Raw genomic sequence first — 17,777 nt, 5'->3', positions numbered from 1 at the left:
TATCACTGCAATCCGGTTTTGCCGGACGGGTTGATTTCACTTATTTCCAGGGTAGCTCCCGATAAATTCTTTCACCTGCAATGAGTAGAATTTACACACAAGAGATTTGAATTAATGAGAAAATTACTCGTCCTAATTTTCTGTCTGAACCTATTTGGCGTCACGCAACAGGCAACAGCAGAAGAGAATAAGACCGTTGATGTGGTTCTGATCGGCGGCGGCATCATGAGCGCCACTTTGGGGACTTACCTGCATGAGCTGGAGCCAAACTGGTCCATCGACATGTATGAACGCATGAATGGCGTAGCGGAAGAAAGCTCCAACGGCTGGAATAACGCCGGTACCGGCCACTCAGCCTTCGCTGAAATGAACTACACCCCAGAAAAAAAAGACGGCAGCATTGATATCAGCAAAGCCGTGGTGGTGAACGAGGCTTTTGAAATCTCTCGTCAATTCTGGTCTTATCAGGTTAAAAATAACGTCCTGAAAGATCCAAAATCCTTTATCAACAGCGTGCCGCACATGAGCTTTGTCTGGGGTGACGATAACGTCAACTTCCTGCGCAAACGCTATGCGGCGCTGCAGCACAGCACCCTGTTCCGTGGTATGGAGTACTCAGAGGACGTCAACCAGATTAAACAGTGGGCACCGCTGGTCATGGACGGTCGCAATCCTAAGCAAAAAATTGCCGCCACCCGCATGCCGCTGGGCACTGACGTTAACTTTGGCGTGATCACCCACCAACTGGTGGATACGCTGACCAAAAATCCAAACTTCAAGCTGAACCTCAGCCATGAAGTGCGCGATATCAAACGCAACGACGACAATACCTGGCGCGTAACCGTGGCCGATCTGAACCGTGACGGCAAAGAAACCACCGTTAACGCCAAGTTCGTGTTTATCGGCGCGGGCGGTGCTTCCCTGACGCTGCTGCAAAAAACCGGCATTCCTGAAGCCGAAGGTTACGGCGCCTTCCCGGTCGGCGGTCAGTTCCTGGTGACCACCAACCCGGAAATTGCCAACCAGCATCTGGCCAAGGTTTATGGCCTGGCCAGCGTAGGTTCGCCACCAATGTCGGTTCCGCACCTGGATACCCGTATGCTTGATGGCAAACGCGTCCTGCTGTTCGGGCCGTTCGCCACCTTCTCCGGCAAGTTCCTGAAAAACGGTTCACTGTTCGATCTGCTGCATTCTCTGAGCACTTCCAACCTAATGCCAATGACTCACGTCGGTCTGGATAACTTCGACCTGGTGAAATACCTGGTGGGTCAGTTGATGATGAACGACGACGACCGCTTCGCCGCGCTGAAAGAGTATTTCCCTGAGGCCAAACAGGCTGACTGGAAGCTGTGGACTGCTGGCCAACGCGTGCAAATCATCAAGAAAGACGATGAAAAAGGTGGCCTGTTGCAGTTCGGTACCGAAGTGGTCAGCGCTAAGGATGGCAGCATTGCCGCCCTGCTGGGTGCATCACCGGGCGCATCTACTGCGGCACCGATCATGCTGCACCTGATGGAAACCGTGTTCAAAGATAAAGTGGCGACGCCGGAATGGCAGAGCAAGCTGAAAGAGATCATTCCGTCCTACGGCCACAAGCTGAACGGCAATATTGAAATGACCAACAAGATCCGTGGCTACACCAGCAGCGTGTTGCAGTTGGACTACATCGAAGTGAAGCCGGAAACTAACTGATAGCCGTTTCCCTACTCGCTTTAAGGCCGCCTCGTGCGGCCTTTTTCATTTTTCCGCGACGGCAAGAGCACTTTTAGCACCCTTTAGCACCCTAGTTAACACTTGCTTAACCCTGTGCTGCGGCTTATTATCAAAGAATAATCTTGGATAATTACTCTTACCTACACTGACCTGAATGTCGTACTGCGGGAGAACTCAAACATGGATCGCGTCAATATCATTCACGATTTGCTGGACTGGATTGAAAATCATCTGGATCAACCCTTGCTGTTAGACAACGTAGCGGCGAAGTCAGGCTACTCCAAATGGCATCTGCAAAGGATGTTCCGCAGCACCACTGGCCACGCACTGGGCAGCTATATCCGCGAGCGTCGTCTTTCGCAGGCGGCACAGGCGTTACGTTCAAGCCCTCGTTCTATTCTCGACATCGCCCTGCAGTTCCGCTTTGATTCCCAACCGTCATTTTCGCGCGCATTTAAAAAACAGTTCGGCAAAACGCCGGCGGTGTATCGCCGTACTACACGCTGGGATGTCGCAGAAATGCGCCCACAGGTTATCGAACCGCTGAGCGGCCATCGCCACGAGTCGCCGGGGGTGCATCTGTGGTATGCAGATAAGTGTCTGGACGGGGTCTACACCAACTGGGTTGGTCAGCACTGAGAGAAACAAAAAGCCAATGGGCTAATCCATTGGCTTTCAGACTGATGACAAACCTCATTCCTGCCCAGAGCGAGTAGAGGCCGATAAATAAAAATCAGGAAAATCAATTTATTGATTTTCGGCCGATCACCACAAAGCAGGAAAAACCACGCTTTTTCCTGCTTTGTCAGCAACCTAAAAGCCAATGGGCTAATCCATTGGCTTTTTTTAATACCGGCAAACTTAGTTGTATTCGATGGTAAAAACGGCGGTCGACGTTATATTACCGCCTTTAATCGTCGAGCCAGTACGATAATAACGCGCCTTTAGAGGCAGGGTTAATGTATTGGCTTGATTAGGGATAGTACGTCCGGCATTGACCGCATCACCCTTCTTAATCGGCTGTGTGGTATTGCCGGCCAGCAGCTGTATGGCAACGCCAGATGCTGTGTTGGCACCGGCCTCTGATTTGATCACGCCCGGCGCATTCGAAGGATCCTGTGTGTAATCGAAACGCACATTCACAATTCCCTGCCCAGCACTCCCAGGCAACAGATTCTCACCCACGCCACCTACGCAATTGATATTAATATCAAAAGCCTTCTCACCCTGAGTTGAACCAACACCACCAAAAGAAGCTGCCGTGACAGAATCCAGAGGAACAACCTTGTTTTTGGAACCGCTGTCGACATTACAGGTTGAAGTCACGATTGTCAGACTATTGGCGTCGACAATCGATTGCAGCAATGGCAATCCTGGGCCGCTACCATCCATATAATAATTGGTATAAAGCCCAGTGGTCAGTTGGCCGGTGCCGGTCTGCGCAGCAGTTTTAACAATATCGATCTTGAAATAACCGCCGTTAAGGTTAACATTATTATTAGGAGTATTGGGAAATCTCAGATCATGCGGGTAGAAGTTACTGACAGAACCTGCTTCACGGTACAAACGGATACCGATCCCCGGAATATTGGTGCTCCACACATTGGTAAAACTGGTAGAGCTGCCTTGCATAATCCTACCCATCGCGATGCCGCCTCTTGAACAACTGGCGATATTAATAACCGGATTGATCGGGAACTGACCGGTGGCCAGGGTATCACCGACCTGACGGCCAGGTGTTACCAACACACGCCCAAGCCTCATATTGATCACCTGAGCCTGGTAACCAGACCTAACGAAACAGGCGGCATATGCGCTTTGACTGCCAACCAACATCAGCCCGAACAGCATCAGGTATTTCGCTGACCTTTTATGCAGCGATGGAACCCACGTTAATTTTATCATTTGCAACTCGCTTCAATAATTTCGTAGTCAGTATTATTGTTCTGCGCTTTGGCACTGTAGCTGACTGAACACTGTTGCGTTGGCTGCGTGCCCCACTTAACCTGCAACAAACCTTTGCGCGCTTCGGTACGCATGTAAATACGGCTGCCCTGACCGACAATGCCGACAACCTGATTGCGGGTGTCCAGAACTTCGGCACCAAAGGGTAACGCATTGCCATCAGGACCGCGGGCATGAATGATCATTGCCTGCCCTTTGGTGGTCTTAAATTCCAGTCGGGTAATAGCTCCAGCATAAGGAGCAACCTGCTGGCTGCTGCTCTCCAGCTCCACGTCGCGCGACATGCCGCCCGGATCGAGCGTGACGTTAGTCATACGGTATGGCGCCACATAAGGGACTACTGCATAACCGTTATCGTCGATACGCACCCCCGGTGAATTGGTCACAATAGCGCCAGCGGCGTCTGGTGCTTCTACCAGAACCATGGTCTGACCGCGCTGTGGCGTCATGGTAACGCCGCCACTGTGGGCGACTATGCTACCCGAGGCTCCAACCGACGACTGACGATAATCTTTGCCGTAGCTGTAAGAGCCGTTAAGCGTCGAGAACCGGCTACGATATTCACCGCTCACGCTGCTATTGGTACCGCCGTATTGATCGTTGGCCAGCGTTGCACTGTAGCTAATGTTGTTGTCTTCACCGGTAGAACCGTTAATACCCAGGCGGCTACTGTCATAACCGTTATCGGTATAGCCCAATGAGCTGTTCAGGCTCAGGGTTTGTGAACCTACGCTGAACGGAATCGACATGGTCAGGTAATAACGAGTTTCATCACGGTTATACATATCCGAGGTGCGAATGGCGGAAAGACCGTAAGTAACACGCCCATAATAGTTGTTATAACCCACCTGGTACTGCTTGGTGTTGCCGCCGCGGTTCCAGTAATCACGCACCGAGCCAGTGATGTACATGGAACCATAGTTGTCGCCCAGCCCCTGGTTTAGAGTCAGTTTGTATTCACTGCGCTGACGGTTAACCGCATCTGCACTCAAACCTTTTCGTTCGTTGTCACGTGAGAACACGGCATCGCGCAAGGAGAGATAACCCGAAGTCGAATAGCGATAAGCAGCAATCGTGAAGTTGGTGTTGGTTTCCGTCATCAACTTACTGTAACTGAGCTTATAACTTTGACCTGATTGGTCACCTTGCTTCAGACGAGTGTTGGACTGAGTCACATCCAGAGCAAAGGCACCGACCGGCGTTGCCACCGCACTTCCCAGTAAGACCGCACCATAACCATCGCTGGCGATCGCACCGGTGTAACCGGTAATAATATTGGTAAACCCGCGCTGATAAGTCGCCTGGAACATGTCGGGTTCCTTGCTCAAATTATCATCGCGCACTCGGCCTGCGGTCATGGCATAACGCTGAATACCTGGGCGAAGCATCTGCGCCACGGATGCGTAAGGCACGCTAAACTGGCGCTTGCTACCATCGGCTTCGTTAACGGTAACATTCAGATCGCCGCCGTAACCGGTAGGGTACAGATCGTTAATGACGAACTCGCCCGGGGCAACGGTAGTTTGATAAATCAGCTGGTTATTCTGGCGAATTTCTACCAGGGCATTGCTTTGAGCCACGCCGCGAACGACTGGCGCATAGCCAGTGAGAGAATCCGGCAACATGCGGTCATCCGTAGCGATTTGCACACCACGAAAACCAATCGACTCAAAGAAGTCGCCACTGGTGTAACTGTCGCCCAACGTAAGCATGCCACGCACCCCCGGAATGGCCCGTTGCGCGTAGGTGGCAGTGTTTTGCCAGTGGGTACTTTCGTTGGAACGCCAGTTAACGTTTGAATCATGACGCAACTGCCAGCCAGCTACGTTTAACCCTGCATTCAACGTCAGGTAAGCATTGGTTGAGTCAGAATTGCTGCCGTTAGCAGAGCTGCGGGTATTGAAAGCGTTAAAATTATACGACAGGCTGCCGGCGGTAATGCCGCGATCCCAGAATTTTGGATCGACATAGCCACGGGCACTACGGCGCAAGGCCGCCTGCGGGATACTGATATCCATACGTAACGAACTGGTATCAAGGCGGTAATAAGCTTCTGGTACCCACTGAGACAAACTTTTACAAGTGTCGGTATTAATAGAAGGATCGCTGCTCATCGCGGCGGTATCAACACCAAACTCATCCAACGACAACAGGCTAAAACAGGTATCTGCACTGTTTTTTCCCGGCACGTTCTTAAAGTCGATACTTTTTTTGCCTTTCCATTCACCATTCACATAAATATCGAGTGAATATTTACCCGCCAGAATAGGGTTGCCATCACGGAAACGCGAAAGATCGACGCCCTGTGCATCCCCGATTAAGAAATTACTGTTGAAGGAAGCTTCAACAGGCGCGGCAGGTTTCTTGTTGTCGGCGGCCGTTTCCGCCCAGACAAAACCGGAGGAAACCAGGCAGAGTGCGCTACCGGATACCAATAAAATTGATTTGCAGTTAAATAGCGCCAATTTAATAGCTGCAGAGATAGGTAACTCTTTCATATAAAGCATTCCTTTACCAAATTAAGCTCCCCCTATCCGCAAACTCTGGGGTAAGAGGCTCTCTTCCAAGAGCTACTTTTGCTTATTCTTAGTGCGGGACACGCGTCCGCCAAAATCGTTAATGGTGGTAAATGCAACGTCGGCAATACGTGAGCTGTCACCGGAGAACGACAGGGTTTTTTCCTGGCCTGGGGCCAGCATGTCGCCATGGGGTGCCAACGGTACTTTCTTCTGGTTGACGACGGCATCGATTTCGGTAAACGACACGTAATAAGGCGTTGGGTTTTTCACGCTGACGCCGGCGCTGCTAAAGCGCCACTGCAATTTTTCTGGGGCATCGTTCGCTTCGCCAGTCAGGCCGGCCGGACGATACAGCAGTTTGACGCGGGTGCGGAAAGCCACCTGGAGAAAGTTCTCAGGCGTGGTACTGTTTGCCCCGGTCGGTGCAGGAGGGATCTCCAATACGTTCAACCAGAACAGGGATTCTTTATCTTGAGCCAATGCAGAAGTGGTCAGTGATACACGCAGTGCCTGACCTGTAGCTGGTTCAACACGGCTGATTGGTGGAGAAACGATAAATGGCGCCTTGCTGTTTTCAGGCGTGGTTTTCGCATCGCCTTCGTCAATCCAGGATTGGATTAATGCCGGTGAAGCTCCATTATTTGATAATTGGACGGTAACTTCCCGTTGTTTTCCCGGATAAATAATACGCGTACCGTTAATGATGACACTGGAAAAAACGCTGCTGCTAAATAGCGCGGCGATCAACAATACACTGTATTTTTTAAATGAATTTTTCATTATTTTATCACTACGGTAGGGAAAAACGGCGGGAGGAATTAACCACCCGCCAGAATAAGAATATTACTTATTGGTAAATGATGGTGTATTGCACGCTAGAAGTAACATCACCAGCACCTGCTGCGCTAGTCGCGAAATACTCTGCATAGTAGTTCAGGTTAGCAGAGCCAGCGTCGTTAGCAACAGTAACCCACTGGGAGTTCTGCTGTGCGCCATTAGCACCAGCTGCCAGGATAGGCAGGAATTGGTTGTTGCTACCCAGCAGTTGAATCTGCACGTTAGTTGCCGCGTCAGTCCGTGCCTGGTTATTCAGACGGCCAGAGTTGAAATCAACAGTTGCACCTGGTTCAAAATAAGTCGCTACCTGGCCTCTAGAACATTGGGTCAGGTTGATCGCAAATGGAGTACGGCCAGCAGTTGAATTCTGAGTTGCCAGAGTAGAAGCAGAAACAGTTGGCAGAGTTACGGTGAAATCTTTACCGCCTGGGGTGCTGATAGTACAAGTTTGATCGGTCACTTTACCGTTGAAAGTAATAGTACCGTCCGCAGCTTGTGCAGCGAAAGAAGAAATACCCACGGTGCTTACAGCCAATGCTAATACAGCAGAAAGTTTAGAGATTTTCATATTTAGACTCTCGATGAATTAATACAACCATTAAGTACATTCAGCGATGCAACTCCTTGTCAGGAATGAAGCCCGATGAATCCATTACCCGCCGAAATATAGACTAAGCGTATTCTTATTGTTAAATCGTTTAAAACATTCATAACATCCCTCTTGATAGGAATAAACTATCAACAAATACCTATCGATCGATGTTGACGATTCAATCGAATAGGAATAATCTGTGTTTGGGAAATTCATGCAGTTGGATGTTTTACCCTAAGACCTGATTAGCAGCATATTATTCTAAATACTTACGATTTGTTACTTTTTTAGTGGTTTGGACTTGGCAACAAATTGCGCGTTTAACTGCCTGTAAGCGGCATTGCTCATCCTGACTACATTAAATAAGAATCTTACCCAAAAATAGACATATTTAATTTTATTTTCGTTATAAAACATATGGTTGTATATCAATCGAGGGATTGAGGAATGCACAGTTCTTTTAGAGAGAAAAATAACGGGATTAATTATGTTTTCCAGCCAATGTTCGCAAAGTCCGGACAATTGCTGGCCGTTGAGTGCCTGTCACGATTCAATTTTAATAGTGGATATGCACATTTCTCTCCTGAACAGTTCTTTCGATCTGCCGATAGCGCCACCCGTATTGAGATTCTGTTAGAGCAGGTCAGTCTGATAGAAAAATATAATCACTGGTTTCGTGATAATCAGGTTATAGCCACATTAAATGTGGATGATCATTCTCTGAGGTCTTTATCTAATAGCCATTTTGCAGAAAGAATTAGTGCTACTCGCTGTATTCATTTTGAAATCAGCGAGAACTCAACCCGATTGGTAAAGGATCGTGTCCACGGCGATCCCTCTCTCAAGAGTTATTCATTTTGGCTTGATGATTTTGGTTCTGGCTATGCGGGCTTTTCCGCATTGTATAACAGCCAATTTCGCTTCGTTAAATTGGACCGTTTTTTACTATGGAACTTTATGAAAAAGTCCGGCGGTGAAGGTTTAATGCGCGCTTTATTGCGCTTTTTTCACCTTAATAATTATAAGGTGATTATCGAAGGAGTAGAAACTCCCGAACATAAAAAATGGCTGGACGAAATGCCATATTACGCACTGCAGGGAAAGCTGTGGAAGGAATCCGACATCAAGGATTTGAACTCGCTTCTTACAGCTGAATACTTTTAACTCATTATGGGTATTTACCATTATGTCTAAAAACAATGTCCTTGTTATTAGTGAGTGTAAGTACAGCTATGTCGGCCTTTCGGTATTACTGAAAAAACATTACGGCAAGTACGATATCAGACTGTTTTCGGATTTTATGCACGGTGGCGCTAAGGCGGAGAAAATAATCAAGCACGACATCGCGCTGATCTTCACCTCCCAGAATCTGGAACAAAGCGTCAACGTCATTGAAAGCCTGGTGTCTTTGCATCAGCAATACAACTCGAAAACACGCCTGCTGGTGTTTTATGACGATGAGCGCGTAGTGAAACTGTTGTCGATTCTGGGCATTTCCGTTGAGCTGGTCTCTACCCGCATCCCACTTTATTCACTGCAGGAAAAAATACAAACCCTGTTGGAAAGCAAAGAGCCCGGCGGGATAAAAATGCAGAAAACCCGGGAACTCAGCCCAGCGGAAAGTGACGTTATTTTCAATCTGCTGCGCGGTGACAGCCTGCTGCACATTGCCCAAAAGCGCGGCACTCACCCCAAAACCATTTTCTCGCAGAAGTACAGCGCGATGAAGAAACTGCGTTTGCGCAGCATGAGTACCATCTTCGTCGCCGGTAAATAACCTTTCAGGCCGCCGCCCGGCGGCCTGCCCCTCTCCGCTCACGTTAAATTAATGCAACAAGTGGAAACAAAGCAGAAACAGTCACACAACACTCCTGTTCATTGGTTAAGATCCCGCCACGGAATTTTCCCGTAAGTCATGTCGTCTGGATTAAAAAAACATCAGGAGATGTTATGAAGTCATCCTTATTCAGCCGTTATACCTGCTTTGTGTTGAGTCTCTTGTTGACGCTGACATCATTGGCACTGTTGCCACACCGACCCTGGTTTTGGCTGCCGGCGATCATTTTTGGAGGGTTGAGCGTACTGGGGATTTGCGATTTGACCCAACAACGCCACGCCATCTGCCGTAACTATCCGATCATTGGCCGCCTGCGCTTCTTCTTCGAATTTATCCGCCCGGAAATACGCCAGTATTTATTGGAAGAAGATAACGCACAGATCCCATTCTCCCGTACCCAACGCACGCTGGTCTATCGACGCGCTAAAAACGAGATGGGTGACAAACCATTCGGCACCCAATTGGACGTGTATCAAACCGGCTATGAATGCATCGGCCACTCCATGTGCCCGGTAGCGGTATCCGATCCGACCAGCTTTCGCGTGGCGATCGGCGGCCCCGGCTGCAGCCAGCCCTACTCCGCTTCTATCTTCAATATCTCAGCCATGAGTTTCGGTGCGCTGTCGGCCAATGCCATTCGTGCCCTCAATCTGGGCGCGGCCAAGGGTAATTTCTATCATGACACCGGTGAAGGCAGTATCAGCCGCTATCACCGTGAGAACGGCGGAGATCTGGTGTGGGAATTGGGTAGCGGCTATTTCGGTTGCCGCACCAGCGATGGCCATTTTGATCCACAGCGCTTTGCCGAGCAGGCTAAAAACCCACAGGTCAAAATGATTGAAATCAAACTCAGTCAGGGCGCCAAGCCGGGTCATGGTGGTATTCTGCCGGCGAAAAAAGTGGATGCAGAAATTGCCGCGACGCGCGGTGTACCAGAAGGGATCGACTGTATTTCACCGGCCTCACACAGCGCCTTTAGCACCCCAGTAGAAATGATGCACTTCATCGAGCAACTGCGCGAGCTGTCTGGCGGCAAACCCGTGGGCTTCAAGCTGTGTATCGGCCACCCCTGGGAGTTTGTCGCCATCGCCAAGGCCATGTTGCAGACTCAAATATTGCCGGACTTTATCGTGGTGGACGGCAAAGAAGGCGGCACCGGGGCGGCTCCGCTGGAGTTGTCCAACTATATGGGCATGCCCCTGCGCGAAGGGCTGTTGTTCGTGCATAACACGCTGGTTGGCTGTGGATTGCGTGACCAAATCAAAATCGGTGCCAGCGGCAAGATTATCAGCGCCTTCGACATCGCCAGCGTATTGGTACTGGGCGCCGATTGGGTGAATTCAGCGCGCGGCTTTATGTTCGCTGTAGGCTGCATTCAATCGCAAAGTTGCCACACCAACCACTGCCCGACCGGCGTCGCCACCCAGGATCCGCTACGGCAGAAAGCACTGGTGGTGCCAAATAAGGCGGAGCGCGTTTACCATTTTCACCAGAACACGGTAAAAGCGCTGGCGGAAATGTTGGCGGCAGCCGGGGTCAGCCGTCCGGAGCAGCTGACTTCACACCATATGCTGCGCCGTATTACCTCAACGGAAATCAAAGTCTATGCCGATATCTATTACTACCTGAAACCTGGGGCACTGTTGCAAAAAGAGATTGAAAGCGATTTCTATGCGCGTATGTGGCGTATGGCGACACCAAACAGTTTCGATCAGGCGATCTCCCTGCCGGTTTAAGCGGTGGATTGTCCCCTCGCTTCAGGGAAGGACTTTGGAGAGGGGGTGCTTGCTACAGCAGCCCTCCCCCTTAGCGACAAGAGGACATGTTGGTTACTGTTTACGCGCCGGGGCGTCAGCGGCCACATAGTATTCGGCAGTGCTGCGCGGAAGCGGTGGACGCTGGCGGATACGGTCGGCGATTTTCTCGGCGATCATGATGGTGGTGGCATTCAGATTACCGGTAATGATCAACGGCATAATTGACGCATCCACCACCCGCAGCCCTTCCATGCCATGCACCCGGCCCTGACCATCCACTACTGCCATTTCATCTTCGCCCATTTTGCATGAGCAGGAAGGATGGAAAGCGGTTTCGGCATGCTCACGCACAAACGCGTCCAACTGTTCGTCAGTCTGCACTTCCGGCCCCGGGCTGATTTCGCGACCACGGTACTCATCGAGCGCCGGCTGCGCCATGATTTCACGCGTGATACGGATAGCATCGCGGAACTCCTGCCAGTCCTGCTCAGTCGCCATATAGTTGAACAAGATGCTCGGATGCTGACGCGGATCTTTGGATTTGACCTGCACCCGGCCGCGGCTCGGGGAGCGCATCGAACCGACATGTGCCTGGAAACCATGCTCTTTCACCGCATTACTGCCGTTGTAGTTAATCGCCACCGGCAGGAAATGATACTGAATGTTCGGCCAGGCAAACTCTTCACGGCTGCGGATAAAACCACCGGCTTCAAACTGGTTACTTGCACCAATACCGCTGCCATTGAACAGCCACTCCGCACCGATTTTCGGCTGGTTAAACCATTGCAACGCCGGGTACAGAGACACCGGTTTTTTACAGGCGTACTGCAGGTACATTTCCAGATGGTCTTGCAGGTTCTCACCCACACCCGGCAGTTCATGCACCAAATCAATATCCAGCCGGTTCAGCAAGTCGGCCGGCCCCACGCCGGATCGCTGTAGGATCTGTGGCGAGGCGATCGCCCCGGCGCACAACAGCACTTCCCGACGCGCACGAGCACTGGTGATTTCCTTTGCTTCCCCCTGCAAGTAGTCAACGCCCACGGCACGTTTACCCTCGAAACGGATGCGGTCGGTCAGTGCATGGGTCACAATCTTCAAATTAGGGCGAGAACGCGCCTGATCGAGATAACCGCGAGCGGTACTGGCACGACGGCCTTTCGGCGTGACGGTGCGATCCATCGGGCCAAAGCCTTCCTGCTGGTAGCCGTTCAGATCCTCGGTGCGCGGGTAGCCCGCCTGAACGCCAGCCTCCACCATCGCGTGGAATAATTCGTTGTTACCGGCTTTCGGCGTGGTAACGCTGACCGGGCCATCGCCGCCGTGAAAATCGTTCGGCCCGATATCGCGGGTTTCCGCCTTGCGGAAATACGGCAGGCAGTCCAGGTAGCTCCAGTCTTCCAGACCCGGTGCCTTCGCCCAGTTATCGAAATCCATCGCGTTGCCGCGGATGTAGCACATGCCGTTTATCAGCGACGAACCGCCCAGTCCTTTACCACGGCCACATTCCATGCGGCGATTGTTCATGTTCGGCTCAGGGTCGGTTTCATAGGCCCAGTTGTAACGGCGGCCCTGCAGCGGGAAGGCCAACGCCGCCGGCATCTGAGTGCGAAAATCCATCCGATAGTCCGGGCCGCCAGCTTCCAGCAGCAGCACGCTGACGTCAGCGTCTTCGGTTAAACGGGTGGCTAATACGTTACCGGCCGAGCCGGCCCCGATGATAATGTAATCGTATTCCATCGATATCTCCTTATCCCCTTCGTCTTTCAAGCCACAGCGTTGTTGGCTGCATGCGCTCACCCCAGTCACTTACTTAAGTAAGCTCCTGGGGACTCCCGCACTTGCCGCCTAGCTGTGACTTGAAATCCATTGGGTATATATTTTTATGATTAATAGCTTAGGATGCCCGGACAAGCATTTAATCGATAATGGGGTGTTTAAAAGATGGAAATATATTCACCCAGCTCGACCTGAATCGACTTAATTTGGGTGTAGTGTTCCAGCGTACCGAGGCCATTTTCGCGGCCGACGCCGGACTGTTTGTAACCTCCGACCGGCATTTCTGCCGCCGATTCACCCCAGGTATTAATCCAGCAAATGCCGGCTTCCAGTCGATGAATAACCCGGTGGGCACGCGTCAGATCATTAGTGACCACTCCGGCGGCCAGACCAAAGGTGGTATCGTTGGCACGGCGCACCACTTCTTCTTCACTTTGATAGCTGAGGATGCTCATCACCGGCCCGAAGATCTCTTCACGCACAATTTCCATCTCGTCACGGCAATCGGTAAACACCGTCGGCGCCACATAAGCGCCCTTGGCAAATTCACCTTCAGTGACACGCTCGCCACCGCACAGCAGACGCGCACCGCTGTTCTTGCCGCTTTCGATAAAGCGCAGCACCGATTCCATATGCGCAAAGCTGACCAGCGGGCCAAAGTTGGTTTGCGGGTCGCTAGGGTCTCCCAGACGGATGCGTTTTACACGCTCGAGGATTTTGGCTTCAAATTGTGACTGCAACGCTGCGGGAACAAATACGCGCGTGCCGTTGGTACACACCTGGCCGGAGCTGTAGAAGTTGGCCATCATGGCGATATCAGCGGCGCGATCCAAATCGGCGTCGTCAAAGATAATCAGCGGCGATTTCCCACCCAGTTCCATGGTGACTTCTTTCAGCGTCGAGCCGGAGGCGTTAGCCATCACTTTCTTGCCGGTTTTCACCCCACCAGTGAACGACACCTTGGCGATGCCAGGGTGATCGGTCAGGTACTGGCCCACTTCTGCGCCGCTGCCGGTGACCACGTTGAATACGCCATCCGGCAGACCAGCCTCAGTGTAGATCTCCGCCAGCTTCAGCGCAGTCAAAGACGTCACTTCACTGGGTTTGAAGATCATGGCGTTGCCTGCCGCCAGTGCGGGGGCAGACTTCCATAAGGCGATTTGGATCGGGTAGTTCCAGGCACCGATACCGGCCACCACACCCAGGGGTTCGCGGCGGGTATAAACAAAGGAGCTATCGCGCAGCGGGATCTGCTGCCCCTCGATGGATGGGATCAGGCCAGCGTAATACTCCAGCACATCAGCACCGGTGACAATATCTACTGCAGTGGTTTCCGACATCGCCTTGCCGGTATCCAGCGTTTCCAGCGCGGCCAGTTCGTCGTTACGTTCGCGCAGGATATCCACCGCACGACGCAAAATGCGAGAACGCGCCATCGCCGTCATCGCCGCCCACACCTTTTGTCCGCTGGCTGCGCTGGCCACCGCACGGTTGACGTCTTCAGCGCTGGCGGACTGGATTTCGGCAAGCACTTCGCCGTTTGCCGGGTTCACTGCGTTGAAGGTTTTTCCATCGGTACTGTCTACATAGGCGCCATTGATATAGAGCTTCTGTAAGCCAAAACGGGGCATAGGTTCTCCTTGGGTTATCCTCAGGGTGGCGTGTGCCCCCGGAGTTGAAACGTAATGTAATCGGTAGTGAGCGCTAGCGCCTGCGCCTGATTAAATGCCGCACCGCGCAACGCGCTACGCAACCACAGGCCGTCGATCAACGCCGCCAGCCCTTTGGCCGCCAGCCGTGCCTGCGCCTGCGGCAGTACCCGGCTAAATTCGGCGCACAGGTTGGAATACAGACGACGACCATTCACCTGCTGCAGCCGGTTCAACTGCGGCTGATGCAGACTGCTGGCCCAAAAGGCCAGCCAGGTTTTCATCGCCGCGCTGTTGATCTGGCTGTCGTCGAAGTTGCCGGCGACAATCGCCTGCAGCCGCGATGCCGGGCTGTGGTTGCTCAGCGCCAGCAGCCTTATCTTCACCGCTTCGCCCAGATGACTAATCAAATAGCGCATCGTGGCTTCCAGCAGACCGTTCTTGTCCTTGAAATAGTGGCTGATGATGCCGTTGGAAACTCCCGCCCGCCGCGCTATCTGCGCAATGGTGGCATCATGCATTCCAACTTCATTGACTGCGGCCAGCGTGGCATCTATCAACTGCTGCCTTCTGATCGGCTGCATTCCTACCTTTGGCATAATTCGACTCTCACAAAACCGACTTCGGCCTCGTCTCAGCGGCGGGATTTCACCGTCTTTCCGCCTGCTGAACTTGGTCTTCATGACAACTATTAAACTTTTTTTTGATTGAACGTTCAATAAAAATTGCATATATTTTATTACCGCTTGGTTACAAATATGTACTTTTCGGTTGTGGAACTGGCTGATTTTTGTGAGGTATTTAACGAATCTGACCAAAATCAGTGTCTGTAAGCGGTTCCCACCACGAAACGATTTTCCGTTTCGTTAACAAGCAAAGCGGCAATCTTTGGCAAGCAGAATGGCGATTGCCGCGGCGTTTTTATCCGCACGGTTTCCGGGCGACACCTGCGTGTCGTTCAGGCTGGTATGTGGGCACGATTTTACTCAGTTGTTAAAAAACAGAGGAAGACGATGACAACACGCGAAACCTCCTCAAAACCGCAAAAGGATGGCCTTAATCCTGTGGTTTTCTTTACCTCGGCAGGGCTGATTTTGGCCTTCTCGCTGATGACCATCTTTTTTACCGATTTCTCCGGGCGATGGATAACCCGCACTCTGAATTGGGTTTCAACCACCTTTGGCTGGTATTATCTGCTGGCCGCCACTTTGTACATCGTATTTGTGGTGTTTATCGCCGCTTCGCGCTTTGGTTCGATCAAGCTCGGGCCTGAGCAATCAAAACCCGAATTCAGCCTGATGAGCTGGGCCGCGATGCTGTTCGCCGCCGGTATCGGCATCGATCTGATGTTCTTCTCGGTCGCCGAACCGGTGACACAATATATGATGCCGCCGGAAGGTCAGGGTCAGACGTTGGAAGCCGCACGCCAGGCCATGGTCTGGACGCTGTTCCACTACGGCCTGACCGGCTGGTCGATGTACGCGTTGATGGGCATCGCCCTTGGCTACTTCAGCTACCGCTATAACCTGCCGCTGACCATCCGCTCTGCCCTGTACCCGATTTTCGGTAAACGCATCAATGGCCCGATTGGCCACAGCGTAGATATCGCCGCGGTGCTGGGTACCATCTTCGGTATCGCCACCACGCTCGGTATTGGCGTAGTGCAGTTGAACTACGGGCTGAAAGTGCTGTTCCATATACCGGAAAACCTGACGGTTCAGGCCGCGCTGATCCTGCTTTCGGTGATCATGGCCACCATTTCGGTGACTTCCGGCGTCAATAAGGGCATCCGTATTCTTTCCGAGCTCAACGTGCTGTTGGCGTTGGGGCTGATTTTATTCGTGCTGTTCTTCGGCGATACCGAGTTCCTGCTCAATGCGCTGGTGCTTAACGTCGGTGATTACATCAACCGCTTTATGGGCATGACGCTCAACAGCTTCGCCTTCGATCGCCCGGTGGAGTGGATGAACAACTGGACCCTGTTCTTCTGGGCCTGGTGGGTCGCCTGGGCACCGTTTGTCGGCCTGTTCCTGGCGCGAATTTCACGCGGGCGCACCATCCGCCAGTTCGTGGTCGGCACGCTGATTATTCCATTTGTGTTTACCCTGCTGTGGCTGTCAATCTTCGGTAACAGCGCGCTGTACCAGATTATTCACGGCAACGCCGCCTTCGCGCAGGAAGTGATGCAGTACCCGGAACGGGGCTTCTACAGCCTGTTGGCGCAGTATCCGGGCTTTACCTTCAGCGCTTCGGTGGCCACTATCACCGGGTTGTTGTTCTACGTCACCTCGGCAGATTCAGGCTCGCTGGTACTAGGTAACTTCACCTCGCGCCTGAGTGATATCAATAATGACGCTCCCAACTGGCTGCGTATTTTCTGGTCGGTGGCGATTGGCCTGTTGACCATAGGTATGTTGATGACCGACGGCGTGCCCGCACTACAGAAAACCACGGTGATCATGGGCCTGCCGTTCAGCTTTGTGATCTTCTTTGTGATGGCCGGGCTGTATAAATCGCTACGGGTAGAGGATTACCGCAAGGCCAGCGCCCTGAACACCACCGCGCCAATGCCGGTTTCCAGCAATGACGTGTTGAACTGGAAGCAGCGTCTGTCACGGGTGATGAATTATCCGGGTACCCAATACACACAGAAAATGATGGATACCCGTTGCCGACCGGCGATGCAGGAAGTAGCGCGAGAGTTGGAATTGCGCGGGGCCAAAGTGGAATTCAGTGATGTGCCGCCAACCGAAGATGAGCGTTTGAACCATCTGGAACTGTTGGTGCATTTGGGCGAGGAGCAGAACTTTATCTATCAGATCTGGCCACAGCGTTACTCGGTGCCGGGCTTTACCTATCGCGCCCGTTCCGGCAAGTCGCACTACTACCGGCTGGAAACCTTCCTGATGGAAGGCACCCAGGGCAATGACCTGATGGACTACAGCAAAGAACAGGTGATCGGCGATATCCTCGATCAGTACGAGAAACACCTGAACTTTGTACATATCCACCGTGAAGCACCGGGCAATACCCTAACCTTCCCGGATATGTAACCCCCCGCTAAAACCCAAAAGGCTACACCACGTGGCCTTTTTTCTGCGAAGTTCGCCACTGAAGCCGATTGCAGGT

Annotated in this window: 13 protein-coding genes; 6 read left to right on the top strand and 7 right to left on the bottom strand. The window is 52.0% G+C overall.

What is annotated here, in order from left to right; all coding sequences use genetic code 11:
- The first annotated feature begins 114 nt into the window (after nucleotides 1-114).
- Both mqo and ACUTSU_RS06555 read left to right on the top strand, forming a co-directional pair.
- A complete protein-coding gene (gene mqo / locus ACUTSU_RS06560) occupies nucleotides 115-1,692 on the top strand; it encodes a malate dehydrogenase (quinone) (protein WP_445650033.1) in 1,578 nt (525 codons plus the stop codon).
- A 201-nt stretch (nucleotides 1,693-1,893) separates the two neighbouring features.
- On the top strand, nucleotides 1,894-2,352 hold the full coding sequence (locus ACUTSU_RS06555) for a helix-turn-helix domain-containing protein (RefSeq protein ID WP_445650032.1): 459 nt from the start codon (nucleotides 1,894-1,896) through the stop codon (nucleotides 2,350-2,352).
- 222 nt (nucleotides 2,353-2,574) lie between these two features.
- On the opposite strand, the gene ACUTSU_RS06550 is transcribed toward ACUTSU_RS06555, so the two are convergent.
- From ACUTSU_RS06550 to ACUTSU_RS06535, 4 genes are all read right to left on the bottom strand, one after another.
- On the bottom strand, nucleotides 2,575-3,618 hold the full coding sequence (locus ACUTSU_RS06550; protein ID WP_445650031.1) for a fimbrial protein: 1,044 nt from the start codon (nucleotides 3,616-3,618) through the stop codon (nucleotides 2,575-2,577).
- Nucleotides 3,615-6,176: a fimbria/pilus outer membrane usher protein gene (locus ACUTSU_RS06545; RefSeq protein WP_445650030.1), complete on the bottom strand. Its 2,562-nt coding sequence runs from the start codon at nucleotides 6,174-6,176 to the stop codon at nucleotides 3,615-3,617. Before ACUTSU_RS06545 ends, ACUTSU_RS06550 begins: the two co-directional genes overlap by 4 nt.
- Nucleotides 6,177-6,248: 72 nt before the next feature.
- Nucleotides 6,249-6,977 (bottom strand): fimbrial biogenesis chaperone, encoded by a 729-nt coding sequence (locus ACUTSU_RS06540; RefSeq protein WP_445650029.1) that lies wholly within the window; start codon nucleotides 6,975-6,977, stop codon nucleotides 6,249-6,251.
- A gap of 67 nt (nucleotides 6,978-7,044) precedes the next feature.
- On the bottom strand, nucleotides 7,045-7,602 hold the full coding sequence (locus ACUTSU_RS06535) for a fimbrial protein (RefSeq protein WP_445650028.1): 558 nt from the start codon (nucleotides 7,600-7,602) through the stop codon (nucleotides 7,045-7,047).
- A 471-nt stretch (nucleotides 7,603-8,073) separates the two neighbouring features.
- Between ACUTSU_RS06535 and ACUTSU_RS06530 the strand changes: the two genes are divergently transcribed.
- The 3 genes from ACUTSU_RS06530 to ACUTSU_RS06520 all read left to right on the top strand — a co-directional run bounded on the left by ACUTSU_RS06530 (nucleotide 8,074) and on the right by ACUTSU_RS06520 (nucleotide 11,199).
- Nucleotides 8,074-8,790: an EAL domain-containing protein gene (locus ACUTSU_RS06530; protein WP_445650027.1), complete on the top strand. Its 717-nt coding sequence runs from the start codon at nucleotides 8,074-8,076 to the stop codon at nucleotides 8,788-8,790.
- Nucleotides 8,791-8,812: 22 nt separating this feature from the next.
- Nucleotides 8,813-9,403, top strand: coding sequence for a LuxR family transcriptional regulator (locus ACUTSU_RS06525; protein WP_153857456.1), 591 nt, complete (start codon nucleotides 8,813-8,815; stop codon nucleotides 9,401-9,403).
- 173 nt (nucleotides 9,404-9,576) lie between these two features.
- Nucleotides 9,577-11,199 carry an FMN-binding glutamate synthase family protein gene (locus ACUTSU_RS06520; protein WP_445653918.1) on the top strand — a complete coding sequence of 541 codons (1,623 nt, stop codon included), beginning with the start codon at nucleotides 9,577-9,579 and terminating at the stop codon, nucleotides 11,197-11,199.
- 93 nt (nucleotides 11,200-11,292) lie between these two features.
- On the opposite strand, the gene betA is transcribed toward ACUTSU_RS06520, so the two are convergent.
- From betA to betI, 3 genes are all read right to left on the bottom strand, one after another.
- On the bottom strand, nucleotides 11,293-12,960 hold the full coding sequence (betA, locus tag ACUTSU_RS06515) for a choline dehydrogenase (protein ID WP_445650024.1): 1,668 nt from the start codon (nucleotides 12,958-12,960) through the stop codon (nucleotides 11,293-11,295).
- 197 nt (nucleotides 12,961-13,157) lie between these two features.
- Nucleotides 13,158-14,630, bottom strand: coding sequence for a betaine-aldehyde dehydrogenase (betB, locus tag ACUTSU_RS06510; protein WP_445650023.1), 1,473 nt, complete (start codon nucleotides 14,628-14,630; stop codon nucleotides 13,158-13,160).
- A 20-nt stretch (nucleotides 14,631-14,650) separates the two neighbouring features.
- Nucleotides 14,651-15,247: a transcriptional regulator BetI gene (gene betI / locus ACUTSU_RS06505; RefSeq protein WP_445650022.1), complete on the bottom strand. Its 597-nt coding sequence runs from the start codon at nucleotides 15,245-15,247 to the stop codon at nucleotides 14,651-14,653.
- 414 nt (nucleotides 15,248-15,661) lie between these two features.
- On the opposite strand from betI, the gene ACUTSU_RS06500 reads away from it, so the two are divergent.
- Nucleotides 15,662-17,701 carry a choline transporter gene (locus ACUTSU_RS06500; RefSeq protein WP_153857461.1) on the top strand — a complete coding sequence of 680 codons (2,040 nt, stop codon included), beginning with the start codon at nucleotides 15,662-15,664 and terminating at the stop codon, nucleotides 17,699-17,701.
- Nucleotides 17,702-17,777 lie beyond the last annotated feature (76 nt).

It is taken from the genome of Serratia sp. NA_13 (genome assembly GCF_052691735.1).
The sequence above is the reverse complement of the archived record's forward strand: the minus strand, read 5'-3'. Positions and strand labels throughout refer to the sequence as shown.